The organism is Citrobacter sp. XY323, assembly GCF_025106035.1.
Lineage (GTDB): Bacteria > Pseudomonadota > Gammaproteobacteria > Enterobacterales > Enterobacteriaceae > Citrobacter > Citrobacter braakii.
Window position 1 is genome coordinate 138,877 of the sequence record NZ_JANYUK010000014.1, and the last position, 19,483, is coordinate 158,359.

Sequence of the window (19,483 nt, forward strand, 5' to 3'; positions counted from 1 at the left end):
CTATTCGACGCAAATCTGCATCGCAAAATGGCAGCGTTCTCCCTGCGCTAAAACCTGCAATCCCGGCTGCCCCTGCATGTGGTGGGCATTCACCGGATGCGTTTGCGGCTCCAGGCACAAGAACTCCTCACCCGACATTCTGAACAGCATCAACCATGGAGTTTGCGCTAAAATCGTGACTTTCATCACATCTCGCTGAATAACGGCCCGCCCGCTCCAGCCAGAATATCCAACGTTCAGCCAGCTATCCTCGCCGTATTGCGCGTACATGAAATCCGCCGCTGGAGGGATTTCACGTTGCCATTCCAGCGGCAGATGCTGTTCCCCCTCCGGCCAGTAGCCGCCGGTGGTGAATTGCGCCGTGCTGTGCTTATCAAAAGCGAAAAACGGATGGAACCCACAGCCATAAATCATCGGCTGTTCACCGCAATGGGTGAGCGTCAACGAGACGTGCAGGCTTGAGGTTTCCAGTTGATAGCAAAGTTGCGCCGTATAGTCATAGCCACAGGGATGCCAACTGCGCAACTGCAGCAAACAACCGCTTTGGGTCACGGTGATAACCTGCCAGCGTTGCAGCCAGCCGTCACCGTGCAGGAAAAAGGTGTCATCTGCGCCATGTTGAGGTAACACCACCTCTTCACCGCGCAGCATAAAACGATTTCCCGCCACCCGATTCGCGACCGGCAGCATCGGGAACAAGCCGCAATCACCGGGCTGCTGACCATGACCTTCGCGTAAAATTGCCTGTTGATGTTGTAACGAAACCAGACTTAATAGCGAACCGCCCTGCGGATCTACGCACATCCGCAGATGTGCGTTTTGTAGCATCAGCAGACCATCCATTAGCGAGCGCTTCGTTGTTGGGCTGATGCGCCAACTTTCGTATGCTGCGCCGCCAGCTGCTCTTCCAGCGCTTCCAGCGTCACGCCTTTGGTTTCAGGTACATTACGCAGAACATACATGAATCCCATCGCGCAAATCACACCGTACAACAGGAAGCTTCCCGACGCGCCCAGACTCGCATTGAGCAGCGGGAAAGTATAGGTCAGCAGGAAGCAGGCAATCCACAGCGCTAGCGTACCGAGCGACATCGCCAGCCCGCGGACGCGGTTAGGGAAAATTTCAGACAGCAGCACCCAGGTCACCGGGGCCAGCGTCAGGGCATAAATAGCGATCGCCGCCAGCACCAGAACCAGAACCGGCCAGCCCATAATGCCCAACCCGTACGCCCCGGCAATCAGCATATAGATAACCGTTAGTCCTGACGCCCCGAACAACATCAGTTTACGGCGACCAATTTTGTCTACTAACGGCAGAGCGGCAAGGGTAAAGACCAGATTGATGATCCCTGTCGCCACGATCGATTTTAACGTACCGTTGATGTCGAATCCGGCAGAGGCGAAGATCTCCTGCGCATAGTTGAAAATAACGTTGATCCCACACCACTGCTGGAACACTGCCAGCACCATTCCAATAATCACGATCGGTTTGATCTGCGGTTGTAACAGCGTTGACCACGCGACCTTGTGATTATCTTTTTGCAACGTATGTTCAATCTCTTTCAGCGTTTGACCAGCATATTCCGCCGAACCAATGCGCTGCAGCATGGTACGCGCACGATCGGCTTTGCCTGCTTTCACCAGCCAGCGCGGCGATTCAGGTACAAAGAACATCAGTACCAGGAAAATTATCGCGGGCACTAATTCAGCGCCAAACATCCAACGCCAGCCCGTCTGACCGTTCCAGCTTTCCACAATCGCCTGCTGCGTAGCGCCTGAGGCTACAGGTTCGGCAATCATCAGGTTGATAAGCTGCGCCGCCAGTACGCCAATCACGATAGTGAGCTGGTTAACGGCAACAAAGCGCCCACGCTTTTCAGCCGGACTAACCTCGGCGATATACAACGGGCTTAGCGCAGACGCCAGACCAATCCCCACGCCTCCAACGATGCGATAAACAATAAACATGTCGAAATTACTGGCGACGGCAGTTCCCCAGGCGGAAGCGCTAAAGAGGATCGCCGAGAGAATCAGCGGCATCTTTCGGCCAAACTTATCGGCGCACCATCCGGAAATCAGCGCGCCAAAGATACAACCGACCAAAGCCGAACTCATCGCCCAGCCGGATTGCGCCGGATCGGTAATCGAGAAATAGGCTTCATAGAAGGGTTTTGCCCCACCGATCACCACCCAGTCATAGCCAAACAGTAAACCACCGCAGGCCGCAACCAGGCAGATAGTCCAGACGTAACCAATCTTTAAATGTGTCTGCGCGTTATTCATTATGATTCCTCTTTCAGGGAAACGCAGGGGACAGTAGGTTTCGGGTGAGGTTGCCCCCACCCATTTCGGGTGTTACTGGAAAAGCCTTACGTTAATGGCGTGACGCAGCAGTAATGCCTTGTCATGCGCCGGATTGAGCTGCAGGAGTGCGTCAAGATCGCGCTGGCAAGCAGCACTATTTCCCAACCCCAGATGCCCGAGCACACTGATAAACAGGCAGTGTTGCTGGTGTTTTGCTTGTGCTGAGGTATCCAGTACCACCAGATCGGGTAGCGATACGGCAAAGAAATCGACATCCGGGACATTGTCGCGATGCGATTCAACCCATTGCAGGAAGCTATTAAACAGAGCGTTCGCCTGAGCATCATCGCCAAGTTTTCTCTGCGCCATACCCTGCCAGAAGAGATAATCCACAGGCTGGTCGTTGTAGTAACGGCCGGCATCCAGTGTGCTACCGCCGCGCGTCGCACGGGAGAAGTAACGCTGGGATTCATCAAAACACCCCTGCTGCTGCGCGCAATGTCCCAGTAAATACCAGATATCGTTATCCGTTTGTCCGGGTAAACGCCCCTCCCCGAGGTTTTGCGGGTAGTGCAACGCCTGTTGCAACTGCGCGATGGCGGTTTGCGGGTCGCCGGACTGAATGGCAGCCAGCGCACGATGCATCTGATTCAGCAGATATTGCCCTGTGGCTTTGCCTTCACCACCTTCCCACGGATGGAACACGCGCTCACGTAATACTGCTGCGGCATCGTCGTAACGCCCTAATCCATTCCACAGACTGAGCAGTTCCACCGTCAGATCGTCACGATGGAAGACAATCTCTTTGCTGGCTTCCAGTCGCTGCAGGCGCAGCTCAGCCGGTTGCGCCATCAGCTTCTTGAGATAGTCGAGTTCAAACAGGAAACGGGCATTTTGCGGCTCCAGTGCCACGGCCTGCGACAGATACTGCATCGCCTGCTGCGCATCATGCAGTTTGTTCCAGGCATAGATCCCCAGTAAGCGGTGCACCGGAGCGAAATCCGCTTCCTGCGCAAGGGTAAACTGCCAGCAGGATACCGCTTCGGCATAACGCCGTTTGCTGTACCAGAAACAGCCAAGTAAATAGCGGGCAAAAGCGCTCTGTTCGAGGGTTTGCAGCATCTGCACTTCATCCAGCGTATTGGGGAAACGAACGCGGTTTTGCAGGCATTCGCGGGCACGTTTGATGAAGGGTTGTGGGTTGTCACTTAGCGAGGCGCGCCACAGCATAGGCAGCGTTTCCTGGCTGTCGAGCAGTTCCAGCACGCCACGGGCAGCATCCTTTTGCCCCAATGAGATCAGCCAGCCTGCCAGTTCACACGCGTTGGTACCGCGCCGCCCGGTAATCGAGATCAGCGCTTGCGCCGTCGCCTCGTCCTGACAGATGGCCCAGCGCGCATAGTGCAGGGTGTAGCTCAGAGGATAATCAACCAGCTGTTGGCGAATGTAGTCCAGGGCTTGCGGAATGCGATCAAGTTTTGCCAGCGCCAGCGCTTTCAGTCCCATCGCCAGGTTATTACTGCCGTTAAAGCGCAGGCTCTGCTCGACCTTTTCCAACGCGCCAACGTAGTCCTGACGCTTCATCGCCAGACGCGCTAACGACCAGAAAGCCGCATCCCGACAGTTGCCGCTCCAACTGGCCTTATAATAATGATCCCAAGCACTGTCATCGTCGCCCTGACGTTCCTGTGCGGCGGCCAGCAGCATGCTCGCCTCGCCATCACGCGGATTTTTATTGAGCTTATGCGCCCGTTCCAGCGCCTGACCCGCACAATGCGCCGCCAGCGCCCAGTCCGCGCGGTTTAGCGCCAGCGTCCCCATGGCCACATTATTGCGGTAATCCAGCGGATCAACATCCAGCGCGCGGCGATAATAATCTTCAGCATAGCGGCTGGCATGGTTGTACTGCTCCAGATGCTGACCAATAAAATAGAGTTCATCGGTATTAGAGAGTGCTTCTGGCTGTGCTGGCGCGACGGCCGCCGAAGGCAGCGGTAACTCTTGCGCGATGTGCTCTTCGTACTGCAAAAGCGTAGCACCATCGGCGTTAGTGACGGTCATTGTCACCCGGGTATGGCCATTGTCTGACACATCAGCCAGCCAGCTCTGTCCCGGCTCCAGAGTGAGTGTATTTTCATAGAATGGCTGCCCGTGTGCGGCAAGCGTAACCTGAACATCGCGTAACGGCGCAATCGCATAAATGCCCACAGAAAGCTGGCGACTCTCACGCACCAGACGAAGCGCCAACTGCGTGCTGGCGTTTTGCACCATACCCAGTTCGCTGTAAGGCAGGAAGTTTTGCACGAAGACTTTCTCTTCGTACGGCGCAAGCCAGGTGAAATCCGGCTGGTTATCGGTAAAGACCCCGGTCATAAGTTCGATATACGGACCGTTGTCATCAGTGAGATTACGATCCCAGGCAACGCCAAAGTCGCCATAACCCCAAGTCCACTGTTTTTTCCCTGGCGAAACGTGGTGATCGGCCACATGCAGCAACCCACCGCGCTCGCCGTGATGCCAGGCACCAACAAAATCATAATCAGATTTTTCAGCCATATAGGAGGTCGGCACTGGTACGTTTTTGTAGCGCGAGATATCCACGCCAGCCGAATAGTCCACTTTGTAGTATGTGCCGGTGGCGATGGGAAATGCAGAGACATCGCGCTTACCGTGGTCGAATACCGCCGTCACATCCGGTGGAAACACGCTTTGGTGATCGTCGCCGCCCTTCACCGCCGGATTCGCCCACCATAAGAAGTGGCGCGGGGTAGCGTTACCGTTAAAAACCTTCCCGGTTATCTCGATCAACGCGCGATCCGGATACAGCGTGAATCCGGTCATGACCTGTAAACCACGCATGGGCTCTACCTCGCCCATCCAGACGGTGTATTCGCCCTGCTCACCCTGCTGTTGCGTAAAATCCACCGGCATAAAGGTGGTCGGGCGATGATGTTGCGGCCAGTTAAACTCAATGCCGCCAGAGATCCACGGCCCAAGCAGACCGACCAGCGCAGGTTTTACCACTTCGTTGTAGTAGACGAAGTCGCGCTGCTGCACTTTGTCATACGCTCGATGAATGCGTCCGCCTAACTCCGGCAGCAGCATGATGCGAATGAAGTCATTCTCCATCCATACCGCCTGATAGTCGCGCATTTCACGTTTGCCGGTCAGCGTATCAATCACGCCATAGGGATAAACCGCTCCTGAAGACCCCTGATAAACTCGCTTTTCCAGAAACATTGGGTTGGCGTCTTCTTCACCCGCTGTCCACGTGGGGAGGGTGATCGTTTCCTGCCAAACTTTTACTGAACCGTACATGCCGCGCTCCACTTAATAAACAAAAGTAAAAATTCAACTTGATGCTATTCTGCGGCAGTTAAGTGGCGTTAAAATGCGCAATGCTCACGCAATATAGTTAAGGGAGTTAAGTGAATGCAGCGTTCGGGGTTCAACAACGCCAGGGTACGTCAGGCGAATAAACAGATTTTTTTGTCACATCTGTGGCGAGAAAAGCAGCTCAGCAAGTCACAGCTGGCGCAGCTCACCAGCCTGTCGATCCCGGCGGTTAGCAATATCCTCGAAGAACTGATGGATGAAGGAAGAATCAGCCATTCACGAGAAACTTTAAGCCAGCGCGGTTTGAGCAGTGGCAGCTATCATTTGCCAGAAAAAGGTGCCTGGACGCTGTGTATCAACGTCACCCCCACCAGCATCACCAGTCAACTGGCGGATGCTCGGCTGGTTGCCGTCGGCGACTGGCAGCATGAAGTCATCAACCCCGAATCGCCAAAAGCGCTGCTGACAGCATTGGCGGCGCACTGGCGGGAATATCGTCGACAATTTCCCGAGGTCACGATTAATCTGGCGCTTGGCGTTCACGGTCAGGTTGATCCGATAACCGGCGCATCAAAAACCATGCCTCAGGCGCCGTGGAAAACACCGGTGGAAATAAAATATCTGCTGGAGGAGATGCTCGGCGTACAGGTCCGGCTGGATAATGACTGCGTGATGCTGGCGCTGGCGGAAAAATGGCAAAACCCGGCGGCTAACGGTGATTTTTGCGTGATTAACGTTGATTACGGTATTGGCTCATCGTTTGTGATTAACGATAACATCTGGCGCGGGAGTCTGTATGGCAGCGGTCAGATTGGACATACCATCATTCATCCCGATGGGATCGCCTGTGACTGTGGCCGTTATGGCTGTCTGGAAACAGTGGCGTCATTGAGCGCGTTGAAAAAGCAGGCCCGCGTGTGGATGAAATCGCAGCCGACATCCCTTTACGACCCGGAAACGCTCACCACCGACCAGCTTATTACTGCCTGGCAACACGGAGATGTTCGCATTCAGGCCTGGGCCGAACATGCCGCCAGCGCCATCGGCCTGAGTCTTTATAATTTTTTGAATATACTGAACATTAATCAAATATGGTTGTATGGTCGTAGCTGTGCATTTGGCGATAGCTGGCTCAATACGCTGGTACAGCAAACCGGGTTTAATCCGTTCGATCACGGCGATAACCCGCGTGCCAGAGCAACTCAGATAAGCTTCGGTCAGCTTAATCGCCCTCAGCAACTCATGGGAATTGGCTATCTTTATGTCGAATCACAGCTTAGCGAGCTGTAGTCATTACTCCGCCAGGCTCACGGCTAAACGTTCATGCACAGTGGCGATAAAATCGGTCAATGCCGGTTTGATTGGCCCTTTTTTCCACGCCATCAGCAGGGCAATGGTCGGAACATCGCCAACAATAGGCCGAAAAACCACCTGCCCGGTATTAAAATTATTCATATAACCGGGTATCAAAGTCACCCCCAGCCCCATGCCGACCAGATTCATGGTCACCAGAATATTGGTCGCTACCTGCACAATATTGGGCTGGCTTTCCTGCTGCTGAAACCAGTTTTTGACAATCATCGCTAGCGCCCCGGAATAAGCGGGATCGGTACTGACAAAATTTACGCCGTGTAACTGTTCTGCGGAGATCGCTTGCTCATTGGCTAACGGATGATTCACCGGTAACACCACGACCAGCGGCTCATGAATCAGCTCCAGATAATCCAGCTCCGGGCTGTACACCGGGTGACGCATTAAGCCCACGTCCAGTTCTCCGTTGAGGATCCTTTCTTCCTGTTCGGTGGTTATCAGGCTTACCAGCTCAATGTGCGTATCCGGTTGTTTTAAACGAAATAAGGGTAGCACCTTCGGGAGCAAATTCACCTCAGCGGAAGGGACAAAACCAATAGCGAAATGATTATCTTCCTGCCCCGTTTTACGGGCGCGAACTTTGGCATTTTCCGCCTTCTCAAGGATCGCCAGCGCGTCCTGTAAAAAGCACTCCCCCGCCGCCGTCAGCGCAACTTTTCGCTTATCCCGCACCAGTAACGGAACGCCCACGCAGGTTTCCAGATCGCGGATCTGGCTGCTTAACGACGGCTGAGAGGTATGCAGCTTTTCTGCCGCCCGGGTGAAATTCAGCGCCTGCGCCACCGCCACAAAATAGCGTAAGTGCCTAAGTTCCATGCCTTTCTCCTTGTTATCGAAAAAATGTCTCAACTGGTAGAAATTTACTATTTCACAGATTGATAACTAACCAGCAACATCCTTATGGCACAAAAATAGAAGGTCAATACATCTTATCTTTCAGGATTAAAAAATATGACCACACCCTCAAATTTAGACATCTACCAACTGATCGACACGCAAAACGGTCGTGTAACCCCACGGATTTATACTGACCCAGAAATTTACCAACTGGAGTTGGAGCGCATCTTCGGGCGCTGCTGGCTATTTCTCGCCCACGAAAGCCAAATCCCCAAAGCCGGTGATTTTTTTAACACCTACATGGGCGAGGATGCGGTCGTGGTGGTTCGCCAGAAAGATGGCAGCATCAAAGCGTTTCTCAACCAGTGCCGCCACCGGGCGATGCGCGTCAGCTACGCCGACTGCGGGAACACCCGCGCCTTTACCTGCCCGTATCACGGCTGGTCGTACGGTATCAATGGCGAGCTGATCGACATCCCGCTGGAGCCTCGCGCTTACCCGCAAGGGCTATGCAAATCGCACTGGGGACTGAACGAAGTTCCTGGCGTAGAGAGCTATAAAGGGCTGATTTTCGGCAACTGGGACACCACCGCGCCCACGCTACGCGATTATCTCGGCGACATCGCGTGGTATCTCGACGGTGTGCTTGACCGCCGCGAAGGCGGCACAGAAATCGTCGGCGGCGTACAGAAGTGGACCATCGACTGTAACTGGAAATTCCCCGCCGAACAGTTTGCCAGCGATCAGTATCACGCATTGTTCAGCCACGCCTCCGCTGTGCAGGTGTTGGGGGCAAAAGACGACGGTAGCGATAAACGCCTCGGTGACGGACAAACCGCTCGCCCGGTGTGGGAAACCGCCAAAGATGCACTACAGTTCGGCCAGGACGGGCACGGCAGCGGCTTCTTCTTTACCGAAAAGCCGGATGCCAACGTGTGGGTCGACGGCGAAGTCTCCAGCTACTACCGCGACACCTACGCGGAAGCTGAACAGCGTCTGGGTAAGGTTCGTGCTCTGCGTCTGGCCGGTCACAACAATATTTTTCCAACGCTTTCCTGGCTCAACGGTACCGCTACGTTGCGCGTCTGGCATCCGCGCGGTCCTGATCAGGTTGAAGTGTGGGCGTTCTGTATTACCGATAAAGCCGCCTCTGATGAAGTGAAAGCCGCATTTGAAAACAGCGCTACGCGCGCTTTTGGCCCCGCCGGATTCCTTGAGCAGGACGACTCGGAAAACTGGTGTGAAATTCAAAAACTGCTGAAGGGGCATCGGGCGCGTAATAGCAAACTGTGCCTGGAAATGGGGTTAGGTCAGGAGAAACGTCGTGAAGACGGCATTCCGGGGATCACCAACTACATCTTCTCAGAAACCGCCGCCCGCGGCATGTATCAGCGCTGGGCTGATTTACTCAGCAGCGAAAGCTGGCAGGAAGTGCAGGAAAAAACCGCCGCTTACCAGCAGGAGGTGATGAAATGAGTGCTTTAGTTTCCCTGGAACTGCATCACCGCATTACGCAGTTTCTCTACCATGAAGCCAGCCTGCTGGATGACTGGCAGTTTCGCGACTGGCTGGCACAGCTGGATGACGACATTCGCTATACCATGCGCACAACGGTCAATGCCCAGACGCGCGACCGTCGCAAAGGAGTGCAGCCGCCAACCACCTGGATTTTTAACGACAACAAAGATCAGCTTGAACGCCGTATTGCGCGACTGGAAACCGGAATGGCCTGGGCAGAGGAGCCGCCGTCGCGTACCCGACACCTGATCAGCAACTGCCAGGTCAGTGAAACCAAAGTGCCGGATGTGTTCGCCGTGCGCCTTAACTATCTGCTGTATCGCGCGCAAAAAGAGCGCGATGAAACCTTTTACGTCGGCATGCGCATGGACAAAGTGCGCCGTTTACCGGGCGATGAGTGGCGCTTACTGGAGCGTGAGATCGTGCTGGATCAAGCGGTGATCACCTCCCATAACCTGAGTGTATTGTTCTGATGAGTCGTATTTATGCCTGCCCCGTAGGGGATTTGCCGGAGGGTGAAGCGCTCCGGCTCGACACCTCGCCCGTCATCGCGCTGTTCAACGTTGGCGGCGAGTTTTATGCCATTAACGATCGCTGTAGCCACGGTAATGCCTCGATGTCGGAAGGTTATCTGGAAGACGACGCGACGGTGGAATGCCCGCTGCATGCCGCCAGTTTCTGCCTGAAAACCGGTAAGGCGTTGTGTTTACCTGCCACCGATCCGCTGACCACCTACGCGGTGTACGTGGAAGGTAGCGATGTGTTCGTTGATATTCCAGAGGACGCGAGATGAGCGATTTACGCGATAACGTGGTCTTTATCACCGGCGGCGGCTCCGGTCTTGGCCTGTCGCTGGTCGAGCGTTTCATTGAGGAAGGCGCGCGGGTCGCCACGCTGGAACTTTCGCCAGCCAAAGTCGCCAGCCTGCGCCAACGTTTTGGCGAACATGTGCTGGCAGTAGAAGGCAACGTCACCTGCTACGCCGACTATCAGCGCGCGGTGGATCAAATTCTGGCGCGCTACGGCACGCTGGACTGTTTGATCGGCAACGCCGGGATATGGGATCACAACGCCTCGCTGGTCAATACGCCAGCAGACGCGCTGGAGAGCGGCTTTCATGAGCTGTTTAACGTCAACGTGCTGGGCTATCTGCTGGGCGCAAAAGCCTGCGCCCCTGCGCTTATCGCCAGCGAAGGCAACATCATCTTTACCCTTTCCAACGCGGCGTGGTATCCCGGCGGCGGCGGTCCGTTGTATACCGCCTCTAAACATGCCGCCACCGGGTTGATTCGCCAGTTAGCCTACGAGCTGGCGCCAAAGGTGCGCGTCAACGGCGTCGGTCCGTGCGGTATGGCGACCGATCTGCGCGGCCCACAGGCGCTGGGCCAGGGCGATACGTCGATTATGCAGTCGCTGACGCCGGAAAAAATCGCCGCCATTTTGCCGTTGCAGTTTTTTCCTGAGCCAGCGGATTTTACCGGCCCGTATGTGATGCTGGCGTCAAAGCGCAACAATCGCACATTGAGTGGCGTGATGATCAATGCCGATGCCGGTTTGGGCATTCGCGGTATTCGTCACGTTGCCGCCGGACTGGATCTCTGAGGAGGCGTTATGAGCCATAAAATTATCGCTATCGTCGGCGGTGGTCAGGCTGCGGCAATGGCCGCCGTCGCACTGCGTCAGCAAGGATTTAACGGCGAATTGCATCTGTTTTCCGATGAGCCGTATCTGCCCTATGAACGCCCTCCGCTCTCCAAAGCGATGCTGCTGGACGAAAATCCACAGCGACAGCCGATCCTGAACGCTGACTGGTGGCGGGAGAACAACGTACAGCTGCATCTCGGCGTCACGCTGCGTCAGATTGACCGCACCTCGCGCACGCTGATGCTCGCCGATGGTCAGTCCTACCGCTGGTCGCAGTTGCTGTTGGCGACCGGGGCCGCCGCCAGACCGCTGCCGCTACTGGATAAACTGGGCGAACGTTGCTTTACCCTGCGTCACGCCACAGATGCCGAGCGTCTGCGCGGTGCCTTGCTGCCGGGCAAGGCGATTGTGATTGTCGGTGCGGGCACCATTGGCCTGGAATTAGCGGCCAGCGCGATCCAACGCGGCTGTCGGGTGACGTTAGTGGAGCTGGCCTCAACGGTAATGGGTCGCAACGCCCCTGCTCCGGTGCGCGACTATCTGCTAAACCGCCACCGACAGGCAGGGGTGCGGGTGCTGCTCAACAGCGCCATTGAGCACGCTGAAGCGGGAGAGTTTCTCTCGCTTACCCTGCAAAACGGCGAGACACTACAGGCCGATGCGCTGGTTTATGGCATCGGTATCGTGGCGAATGATGCGCTGGCTCGCGAAGCGGGGCTGGAGACGGCTAACGGTATTATCGTTGACTCCGCATGCATCACCTCCGATCCCGCGATTTTTGCCGCCGGTGATGTGGCGATAACGCGCCAGCCCGACGGTTCGTTAGAACGGGTAGAAAGCTGGGAAAATGCCAATAACCAGGCACAGATTGCCGCTGCCGCAATGCTCAACCTGCCGTTGCCGGAGAAGAAGCCAGGCTGGTTCTGGACCGACCAATTTAATGACAATCTGCAATTTGTTGGCGATATGCAAGGGCAAACATGGTTATGTCGTGGCAATCCGGATGACGGCAAGGCTGTCTGGTTCCACCTGCGTGATGGGAAGCTAATTGGCGCAGTAGCGCTCAACAACGGACGCGAAGTGCGCGCACTGCGTAAGTTAATTCATTCAGGACGAGTGGTAAGCGAGGAAGCACTGTGCGATGAAGGCGTGGCGCTGAAGTCGTTGTGATAGCAGCCTGATAATCGCAGCGCTATCAGGCATTAAAAAAGGCCGCATCAGCGGCCTTTCGTTTTGCGTAAAGCAGAATTACGCGTAAACCGGGAAGCGTGCGCAGATATCCAGAACCTTACCTTTGACGCGCTCGATAACGGCTTCGTCATTGATGTTGTCCAGAACGTCACACATCCAGCCAGCCAGCTCTTTCACTTCCGCTTCTTTAAAGCCACGGCGAGTCACAGCCGGAGAACCGATACGGATACCGGAAGTCACAAACGGGCTCTTCGGATCGTTCGGCACGCTGTTTTTGTTAACAGTGATGTTAGCGCGGCCCAGTGCGGCGTCAGCTTCTTTACCGGTCAGGTTTTTATCAACCAGATCCAGCAGGAACAGGTGGTTTTCAGTACCGCCAGAAACCACTTTGTAGCCACGGTTCAGGAACACTTCCACCATCGCTTTGGCGTTTTTGGCAACCTGCTGCTGGTAAACCTTAAACTCAGGTTCCATCGCTTCTTTCAGCGCCACGGCTTTCGCTGCAATCACGTGCATCAGCGGGCCGCCCTGCGCGCTTGGGAACACCGCGGAGTTCAGCTTTTTGTACAGCTCTTCGTCACCGCCTTTCGCCAGGATCAGGCCGCCGCGCGGACCCGCCAGGGTTTTGTGGGTGGTGGTGGTCACTACGTGCGCGTGTGGAACCGGGTTCGGGTAAACGCCTGCGGCGATCAGGCCCGCAACGTGCGCCATGTCAACGAACAGGTATGCGCCAATGCTGTCGGCGATTTCACGCATTTTTGCCCAGTCAACAACGCCGGAGTAAGCAGAGAAGCCGCCGATGATCATCTTCGGCTTGTGCTCTTTGGCCTGCTTAGCCATATCTTCGTAGTCAATTTTACCGGACTCATCAATACCGTAAGGAATGATGTTGTACAGCTTGCCAGAGAAGTTAACCGGGGAACCGTGAGTCAGGTGGCCGCCTTGCGCCAGGTTCATGCCCAGAACGGTATCACCCGGTTGCAGCAGAGCGGTGTAAACAGCGAAGTTAGCCTGAGAGCCGGAGTGCGGCTGTACGTTAGCGTAGTCAGCGCCAAACAGCTCTTTTGCACGATCGATAGCCAATTGCTCAACGATATCAACGTACTCACAACCGCCGTAGTAGCGCTTGCCCGGATAACCTTCAGCGTATTTGTTGGTCAGCTGAGAACCCTGCGCCTGCATAACACGCGGGCTGGTGTAGTTTTCGGAGGCGATCAGTTCGATGTGCTCTTCCTGACGTACTTTTTCCTGCTCCATAGCCTGCCACAGTTCGGCATCATAATCGGCAATGTTCATTTCACGCTTTAACATCCGCATCTCCTGACTCAGCTAACAATAGAATTTCGGCCTAAAAAGGCAGTCCCGTTGGACGACGGCGAACAGTATAACCGAATCATTCTTCGATAACAGGTCTTGACAAAGGATTTTACGCAAACGATTACCTTCACGGCACGCAAGGCTTTGGAGAACAAAGGTCTGCTGAATTTCAACGGATTTCTTTTCAGGTTTGTGATGCAGATTTTTCACGATGTAACCTTTACAACGCAAAGTGACAAAGAACCATTTACAATGCAGGGGTATTTTTTATAAGATGCATTTGACATACATCATTAAAATTTCAGATAAAGGAAGACCGTATGCTTGACGCACAAACCATCGCTACAGTGAAAGCCACCATTCCCCTGCTGGTTGAAACAGGCCCGAAGCTGACCGCACATTTCTACGATCGCATGTTTACGCATAACCCAGAGCTGAAAGAAATCTTCAACATGAGTAACCAGCGTAATGGCGATCAGCGAGAAGCGCTGTTTAACGCTATTGCCGCGTATGCCAGCAATATCGAGAACCTGGCGGCGCTGTTGCCTGCCGTTGAGAAAATCGCGCAGAAGCATACCAGCTTCCAGATTAAACCGGAGCAGTACAACATCGTAGGTGGCCATTTGCTGGCAACGCTGGACGAAATGTTCAGCCCAGGCCAGGAAGTTCTGGATGCATGGGGCAAAGCATACGGCGTGCTGGCGAACGTTTTCATCAACCGTGAAGCGCAGATCTACAGTGAAAATGCCAATAAAAATGGCGGCTGGGAAGGTACCCGTCCTTTCCACATCGTGGCAAAAACCCCACGCAGTGCGCTTATCACCAGCTTTGAATTTGAACCTGTCGACGGTGGCGCAGTGGCTGAATATCATCCGGGGCAATACCTGGGCGTCTGGCTGAAGCCGGAAGGTTTCCCGCATCAGGAAATTCGTCAGTACTCACTGACCCGTAAACCCGATGGCAAAGGCTACCGTATTGCTGTGAAGCGTGAAGACGGTGGTCAGGTTTCCACCTGGCTGCACAACCATGCGAATGTGGGCGACGTCGTTCACTTAGCTGCACCTGCGGGCGATTTCTTTATGGACGTTGCGACCGATACCCCAGTGTCTCTGATTTCAGCAGGCGTGGGTCAAACCCCGATGCTGGCGATGCTGGATACGCTGGCAAAAGCGAATCATACGGCGCAGGTTAACTGGTTCCACGCGGCAGAAAATGGCGATGTACATGCCTTTGCCGATGAAGTGAATGAACTGGGCAAAACGCTGCCACGCTTTAGCGCACACACCTGGTATCGTGAGCCAACCGAAGCCGATCGCGCGAAAGGTGCGTTTGATAGCGTTGGTCTGATGGATTTGAACAGACTGGAAGGCGCAATCAGCGATCCGGCGATGCAGTTTTATCTGTGCGGTCCGGTTGGCTTTATGCAGTTTGCCGCGAAGCAGCTGATCGGTCTGGGCGTGAAAAACGAGAACATTCATTACGAATGCTTCGGCCCGCATAAAGTCTTGTAATTACTCATGCCTGATGGCGCTGCGCCATCAGGCAAGCACGGCGCGGCTTAGATTGCCGCGTCGTCTTCTTCACCGGTGCGAATACGAATCACGCGTGCCACGTCGAAGACAAAAATCTTACCGTCACCGATTTTACCGGTCTGGGCAGTACGAATAATGGTGTCGACGCAGGTATCGACGATGTCGTCGGTGACCACAATTTCAATTTTTACCTTCGGCAGAAAATCCACCATATATTCCGCACCACGGTACAGCTCAGTATGGCCTTTCTGACGGCCAAACCCTTTCACTTCTGTTACAGTCATACCGGTAATGCCGACTTCAGCCAGCGCTTCGCGGACGTCGTCCAGCTTGAAGGGTTTAATAATCGCATCAATCTTTTTCATGCTATTCCTTGAAAAGGTCGCCTGTCTTTTGATCGAATAAAACTAACATAATCCGCAGATTTATTCTTTGAAATCGTTTGCATCCAGCTCATGGCGAGAGAGCAACTTGTAGAATTCGGTGCGGTTGCGCCCCGCCATTCGCGCCGCATGGGTCACATTGCCCTTGGTAATTTGCAACAGCTTACGCAGGTAGTTGAGTTCAAACTGGTTACGCGCTTCAACAAAGGTCGGCAGCGCGGTGTTCTCCCCTTCCAGCGCCTGCTCCACCAGCGCGTCGCTGATCACCGGCGAAGAGGTCAACGCCACGCACTGCTCAATCACGTTAACCAACTGACGCACGTTACCAGGCCAACTGGCGGTCATTAACCGTTTCATGGCATCGGTCGAAAAGGCGCGCACGAACGGTTTGTGTCGTTCAGCAGACTGGCGCAGCAGATGGTTTGCCAGCAGCGGAATATCTTCCGTACGCTCGGCCAGCGCCGGGATCTTCAGGCTCACCACGTTGAGGCGATAGTACAAATCTTCGCGAAATTCCCCCCGAGCCATCGCTTTGGGTAAATCACGGTGGGTCGCGGAAACGATCCGCACATCAATATCGATATCGCGGTTACTGCCCAGCGGCCTGACTTTTCGCTCCTGCAATACACGTAGCAATTTAACCTGCAACGGCGCGGGCATATCGCCAATCTCATCGAGAAACAGCGTCCCGCCTTCCGCGGCCTGAAACAGCCCTTCACGATTGCTCACCGCACCGGTAAAAGCGCCGCGCGCATGACCAAACAGCTCAGACTCCAGCAGTTGTTCCGGCAATGCGCCACAGTTAATGGCAATAAAAGGCTTGTGGCTGCGCGGGCTGGCGTTGTGAATGGCCTGGGCAAAAACTTCTTTCCCGGTTCCGCTTTGGCCGTTGATCAATACGCTTACGTCCGATTGCGCCACCATGCGCGCCTGTTCCAGCAGGCGCAGCATCAGTGGGCTGCGGGTGACGATGGACTCACGCCAGCTGTCATCAGCGGCAGGCGCAGACTGTTCCAACGCCCCGTCGATCGCATGGTATAACGCGTCTTTATCGACCGGCTTAGTGAGAAAGCTGAACACCCCTTGCTGAGTCGCCGCAACGGCGTCGGGGATGGAACCGTGAGCGGTGAGGATAATAACCGGCATTCCCGGCTGCACTTTCTGGATTTCAGTAAACAGCTGCATGCCGTCCATTTCATCCATGCGCAGATCGCTAATAACCAGATCCACTTTTTCACGGTTAAGCACCCGTAGCCCTTCCTGCCCGCTTTCTGCGGTTACGACGCTGTAGCCTTCGCTGGTCAGGCGCATTCCAAGTAATTTCAACAGGCCGGGATCGTCATCCACCAGCAGCAGATGCGCGGGCTTACGGCTTATCATGGCGTGACCTCATCGGCAGACGACGCTGCGCCTTCCTCGTTATCAGGTGGGGTGAGTTTATCGTTCCCGTGCGGCGCATCAGGGTTGTAACTACCGGCAGGTTTGCGCGTGGAAAGCTGGCGTTCGATATCGGTCAGATTCTCCAGCTTGCGGGTCGTGAGATCGAGCTGAGACTGCAAGTGTTGTTGCTGCTGACGTAACGTATCAAGATCGCTGTCTGATGCCTGCTGAAGCTTGCTGTAGCGCATACGCTCTTCGGCCAGTTGCAACTGCAACGTCTGACTGCTGCGCCAGACCTGATACAGCGGGCGTACCTGTTGCGGAATTTGCGGGCTTAATGCGTCGAGGCGCGTAACCGTCTCCCGCCTTTCAGGCGGCGTAATGTTGGCGTTATCAAGCAGGATCCCGCGCCTGAAAGCCCCCTGCCAGGTATCAGGCATCATCGTGCTGGCTTCACTACGCGCCTGTACCGGCATCAGGCGATTGGCGCAATCCATCGCCCGCAGCCAGTACAGCGGATTGGTCTCTGTGGGCTGACCAGACAGCGACCAGATATCGCTACAGTCGGTTGCAAGGTAGTCCGCCAGTTGATGAGGCGGAATTTTCTCCTGCGAGGGGTCGCCGATAATATGATTCACCGCGTTCGGGACGCAGCCTACCAGCGCCAGACACGGCAGGCTTGCGAGGATGACGCGACGGAAAAAATGTCGTTTAAGCATTCGGACAACAACGTATGGCATACTCACCAGACTTAGGTTTATTTTAGTGATTTTTCGCTGCAGATAGCGGCAGTTCTATGCGAAAACAAACGTTTTGCGCATGCTCATCAACCAGATACAGTTTGCCCCGCATACGGCGGATGCAATCTCTGGCAATGCTCAGCCCCAACCCGCTTCCTTTTACTGCCCCTTTTCGCTGATGGCTACCCTGGAAAAAAGGCTCGAAGATCATGGTCTGTTCTGCTTCTGGAATCGGTGTGCCGGTATTCATTACATCAATGTATACCATTGAGCCATGCAAACTGCTGCGGATCCAAATGTTACCGGATTCAGCGCCATAGTGCACCGCATTGGAATAAAGATTGTCCAGCACGCTCATCAATAGCATCGGTTCTGCCAGGCAGGCGTTCACCGCAAGCGCAACATCAGTATGTATCATTTTGGCGCGAGCGGGCAGGCTATGTGCAGAAACAACGCTTTCCACCAGCGGCGCGATTTCCACACGTTCAAGCTCAACCTCGTCATCCGCCAGCTTGCGGTTGTAATCGAGCAGTTGCTCAATCAGTTTTTGCAGGTTGCGGCTACTGTCATCGAGAATACCGACCACCTCTTTTTGCTCTGGCGTTAACGGCCCAACGACCTGATCGGCTAACAGCTCGGTACCTTCGCGCATACTCGCCAGAGGCGTTTTCAGCTCATGAGACAGGTGGCGTAAAAACTGATGTCGTTGTGACTCCAGCCAGGAGAGACGTTCGCTCAGCCAGATAATGCGCTGCCCCACGGAGCGCAGCTCCCGGGGTCCCGTAAATAATACGCTATCGCCCAGCGAGCGCCCTTCCCCCAGACGATTGATCATTTTTTCTATGCCCTTCACCGGACCGATTATCATGCGGGTAAACAGCAACACCATCGCCAGGCTGACAAGAAACAGCACCAGCGCCTGCCAGCCAAAGAACTGCCCACGTTCGGCTATTTCCTGCTGTAGCTGCTGCCCACGAGAAAAGACGACCGTGCGCGTCGCTTGTACCATTTCAGTATTGGCACTGGCGAAAGCGTCCAGCCGCGCCGCCGCCACGCTATCAGGACCACTGTTGGTGCACTGTAACTGCGCGAGATCGTTGAGGTCCTGACGCAGTGCCTGATAAAGCTTGGTATCCGGCAACACGCCCGCATGCGCATCCAGCATGTCGCTGTAGCGTTTACGTTGGCTCTGGTAAACCTTAGCCAGCGTTGGGTCATCAAGCACACAGTATTGCCGGTAGCTACGCTCCATCTCCAGCGCGGCATTGGTCATCGCTTCGCTGCGTCTGGCGTCAATCAGCGTGGTTTGGTTCGTCAGCGCCGCCTGCGCGCTCAGGGCATTCAGACTTTGCCACGCCTGCCAGGCCAAAACTAACAACGGCAGCAGGATAAGCAAAAATGCCAACGTAACCAATTGACGTAAAGATCGGGGGAAAACAGACCAGCGCTTCAAGGCGTTACTCTCAATGGACAGGAATAGGTTGATGCTAACTGAGGGGAACGTCAGATACAACAAAGCCGGGATTAACCCGGCTTTGTTGTGGAATAAGGCGGTGCCTAACTCGACGTTTCGCCCGAAGGTTGATATGAGCGATGCTAATATCAGATGTTGGACGGCAGGCACCTTGTTGTGCGTCATTCGAAGTTTATGTAGCACGTCCCGAAGGGGCTGACATAAGAAGGTGAATGAGCCACTGGGCTATATTATGCAGCATCTGTGCCAATATTCAAAACACTTTATTAACACAATGATAAATATGAAAAATGTTCTTATTCATATGAAAAATGATTTTGGCTATTTTTCACCCTTACTGTCGCCAATCAGCAACACCCACAGCACTTAAAAACAAATTCATTGTAAATCATATAATTAAATGTCTCTTTTTAGCGACAGCGTAACCCCGCCTATGTCGGGATTTCCCGACACTTAA

At 54.5% G+C, this 19,483-nt stretch carries 16 protein-coding genes; 7 read left to right on the forward strand and 9 right to left on the reverse strand.

Annotated elements, in window-relative coordinates; all coding sequences use genetic code 11:
* The 3 genes from N0B36_RS19515 to N0B36_RS19525 all read right to left on the reverse strand — a co-directional run bounded on the left by N0B36_RS19515 (window position 1) and on the right by N0B36_RS19525 (window position 5,621).
* Window positions 1-843 carry an aldose 1-epimerase gene (locus tag N0B36_RS19515; protein ID WP_046275224.1) on the reverse strand — a complete coding sequence of 281 codons (843 nt, stop codon included), beginning with the start codon at window positions 841-843 and terminating at the stop codon, window positions 1-3.
* Window positions 843-2,282 carry a sugar porter family MFS transporter gene (locus N0B36_RS19520; RefSeq protein WP_046275225.1) on the reverse strand — a complete coding sequence of 480 codons (1,440 nt, stop codon included), beginning with the start codon at window positions 2,280-2,282 and terminating at the stop codon, window positions 843-845. Before N0B36_RS19520 ends, N0B36_RS19515 begins: the two co-directional genes overlap by 1 nt.
* A gap of 72 nt (window positions 2,283-2,354) precedes the next feature.
* The gene (locus tag N0B36_RS19525; RefSeq protein ID WP_259688857.1) at window positions 2,355-5,621 is read right to left on the reverse strand and encodes a DUF5107 domain-containing protein; all 3,267 of its coding nucleotides are present in this window, start codon (window positions 5,619-5,621) and stop codon (window positions 2,355-2,357) included.
* A 114-nt stretch (window positions 5,622-5,735) separates the two neighbouring features.
* Between N0B36_RS19525 and N0B36_RS19530 the strand changes: the two genes are divergently transcribed.
* Window positions 5,736-6,929 carry an ROK family transcriptional regulator gene (locus tag N0B36_RS19530; protein WP_046275227.1) on the forward strand — a complete coding sequence of 398 codons (1,194 nt, stop codon included), beginning with the start codon at window positions 5,736-5,738 and terminating at the stop codon, window positions 6,927-6,929.
* Between the two features lie 3 nt (window positions 6,930-6,932).
* On the opposite strand, the gene hcaR is transcribed toward N0B36_RS19530, so the two are convergent.
* On the reverse strand, window positions 6,933-7,826 hold the full coding sequence (gene hcaR, locus N0B36_RS19535) for a DNA-binding transcriptional regulator HcaR (RefSeq protein ID WP_200080355.1): 894 nt from the start codon (window positions 7,824-7,826) through the stop codon (window positions 6,933-6,935).
* Window positions 7,827-7,961: 135 nt separating this feature from the next.
* Between hcaR and hcaE the strand changes: the two genes are divergently transcribed.
* The 5 genes from hcaE to hcaD are packed head-to-tail and all read left to right on the forward strand — an operon-like array spanning window position 7,962 to window position 12,179.
* Window positions 7,962-9,323 carry a 3-phenylpropionate/cinnamic acid dioxygenase subunit alpha gene (hcaE, locus tag N0B36_RS19540; protein ID WP_200080356.1) on the forward strand — a complete coding sequence of 454 codons (1,362 nt, stop codon included), beginning with the start codon at window positions 7,962-7,964 and terminating at the stop codon, window positions 9,321-9,323.
* Window positions 9,320-9,838: a 3-phenylpropionate/cinnamic acid dioxygenase subunit beta gene (hcaF, locus tag N0B36_RS19545; RefSeq protein WP_200080357.1), complete on the forward strand. Its 519-nt coding sequence runs from the start codon at window positions 9,320-9,322 to the stop codon at window positions 9,836-9,838. The genes hcaE and hcaF overlap by 4 nt, the downstream gene beginning before the upstream one ends.
* The gene (hcaC, locus tag N0B36_RS19550) at window positions 9,838-10,158 is read left to right on the forward strand and encodes a 3-phenylpropionate/cinnamic acid dioxygenase ferredoxin subunit (protein ID WP_016154025.1); all 321 of its coding nucleotides are present in this window, start codon (window positions 9,838-9,840) and stop codon (window positions 10,156-10,158) included. The genes hcaF and hcaC overlap by 1 nt, the downstream gene beginning before the upstream one ends.
* Window positions 10,155-10,967: a 3-phenylpropionate-dihydrodiol/cinnamic acid-dihydrodiol dehydrogenase gene (gene hcaB / locus N0B36_RS19555; protein ID WP_200080358.1), complete on the forward strand. Its 813-nt coding sequence runs from the start codon at window positions 10,155-10,157 to the stop codon at window positions 10,965-10,967. Before hcaC ends, hcaB begins: the two co-directional genes overlap by 4 nt.
* Window positions 10,968-10,976: 9 nt before the next feature.
* Window positions 10,977-12,179: a phenylpropionate dioxygenase ferredoxin reductase subunit gene (gene hcaD / locus N0B36_RS19560; RefSeq protein ID WP_200080359.1), complete on the forward strand. Its 1,203-nt coding sequence runs from the start codon at window positions 10,977-10,979 to the stop codon at window positions 12,177-12,179.
* 78 nt (window positions 12,180-12,257) lie between these two features.
* Here the strand turns inward: hcaD and glyA are convergent, their stop codons facing one another.
* The gene (glyA, locus tag N0B36_RS19565; protein ID WP_003835277.1) at window positions 12,258-13,511 is read right to left on the reverse strand and encodes a serine hydroxymethyltransferase; all 1,254 of its coding nucleotides are present in this window, start codon (window positions 13,509-13,511) and stop codon (window positions 12,258-12,260) included.
* A 326-nt stretch (window positions 13,512-13,837) separates the two neighbouring features.
* Between glyA and hmpA the strand changes: the two genes are divergently transcribed.
* Complete coding sequence (gene hmpA, locus N0B36_RS19570; RefSeq protein ID WP_200080360.1) at window positions 13,838-15,028, forward strand: NO-inducible flavohemoprotein; 1,191 nt, start codon at window positions 13,838-13,840, stop codon at window positions 15,026-15,028.
* 47 nt (window positions 15,029-15,075) lie between these two features.
* Here the strand turns inward: hmpA and glnB are convergent, their stop codons facing one another.
* The 4 genes from glnB to qseE are packed head-to-tail and all read right to left on the reverse strand — an operon-like array spanning window position 15,076 to window position 19,005.
* A complete protein-coding gene (glnB, locus tag N0B36_RS19575; RefSeq protein WP_002914032.1) occupies window positions 15,076-15,414 on the reverse strand; it encodes a nitrogen regulatory protein P-II in 339 nt (112 codons plus the stop codon).
* 60 nt (window positions 15,415-15,474) lie between these two features.
* On the reverse strand, window positions 15,475-16,809 hold the full coding sequence (gene glrR, locus N0B36_RS19580) for a two-component system response regulator GlrR (RefSeq protein ID WP_304412487.1): 1,335 nt from the start codon (window positions 16,807-16,809) through the stop codon (window positions 15,475-15,477).
* On the reverse strand, window positions 16,809-17,552 hold the full coding sequence (gene qseG, locus N0B36_RS19585) for a two-component system QseEF-associated lipoprotein QseG (RefSeq protein ID WP_259688869.1): 744 nt from the start codon (window positions 17,550-17,552) through the stop codon (window positions 16,809-16,811). The genes glrR and qseG overlap by 1 nt, the downstream gene beginning before the upstream one ends.
* Window positions 17,553-17,574: 22 nt before the next feature.
* On the reverse strand, window positions 17,575-19,005 hold the full coding sequence (gene qseE / locus N0B36_RS19590) for a two component system sensor histidine kinase QseE/GlrK (RefSeq protein ID WP_049282310.1): 1,431 nt from the start codon (window positions 19,003-19,005) through the stop codon (window positions 17,575-17,577).
* Window positions 19,006-19,483 lie beyond the last annotated feature (478 nt).

Coding starts and splice junctions, on each gene's coding strand:
- N0B36_RS19515 (WP_046275224.1), bottom strand. CDS start 843: ATGGATGGTCTGCTGATGCTACAAAACGCACATCTGCGGATGTGCGTA.
- N0B36_RS19520 (WP_046275225.1), bottom strand. CDS start 2,282: ATGAATAACGCGCAGACACATTTAAAGATTGGTTACGTCTGGACTATC.
- N0B36_RS19525 (WP_259688857.1), bottom strand. CDS start 5,621: ATGTACGGTTCAGTAAAAGTTTGGCAGGAAACGATCACCCTCCCCACG.
- N0B36_RS19530 (WP_046275227.1), top strand. CDS start 5,736: ATGCAGCGTTCGGGGTTCAACAACGCCAGGGTACGTCAGGCGAATAAA.
- hcaR (WP_200080355.1), bottom strand. CDS start 7,826: ATGGAACTTAGGCACTTACGCTATTTTGTGGCGGTGGCGCAGGCGCTG.
- hcaE (WP_200080356.1), top strand. CDS start 7,962: ATGACCACACCCTCAAATTTAGACATCTACCAACTGATCGACACGCAA.
- hcaF (WP_200080357.1), top strand. CDS start 9,320: ATGAGTGCTTTAGTTTCCCTGGAACTGCATCACCGCATTACGCAGTTT.
- hcaC (WP_016154025.1), top strand. CDS start 9,838: ATGAGTCGTATTTATGCCTGCCCCGTAGGGGATTTGCCGGAGGGTGAA.
- hcaB (WP_200080358.1), top strand. CDS start 10,155: ATGAGCGATTTACGCGATAACGTGGTCTTTATCACCGGCGGCGGCTCC.
- hcaD (WP_200080359.1), top strand. CDS start 10,977: ATGAGCCATAAAATTATCGCTATCGTCGGCGGTGGTCAGGCTGCGGCA.
- glyA (WP_003835277.1), bottom strand. CDS start 13,511: ATGTTAAAGCGTGAAATGAACATTGCCGATTATGATGCCGAACTGTGG.
- hmpA (WP_200080360.1), top strand. CDS start 13,838: ATGCTTGACGCACAAACCATCGCTACAGTGAAAGCCACCATTCCCCTG.
- glnB (WP_002914032.1), bottom strand. CDS start 15,414: ATGAAAAAGATTGATGCGATTATTAAACCCTTCAAGCTGGACGACGTC.
- qseG (WP_259688869.1), bottom strand. CDS start 17,552: ATGCCATACGTTGTTGTCCGAATGCTTAAACGACATTTTTTCCGTCGC.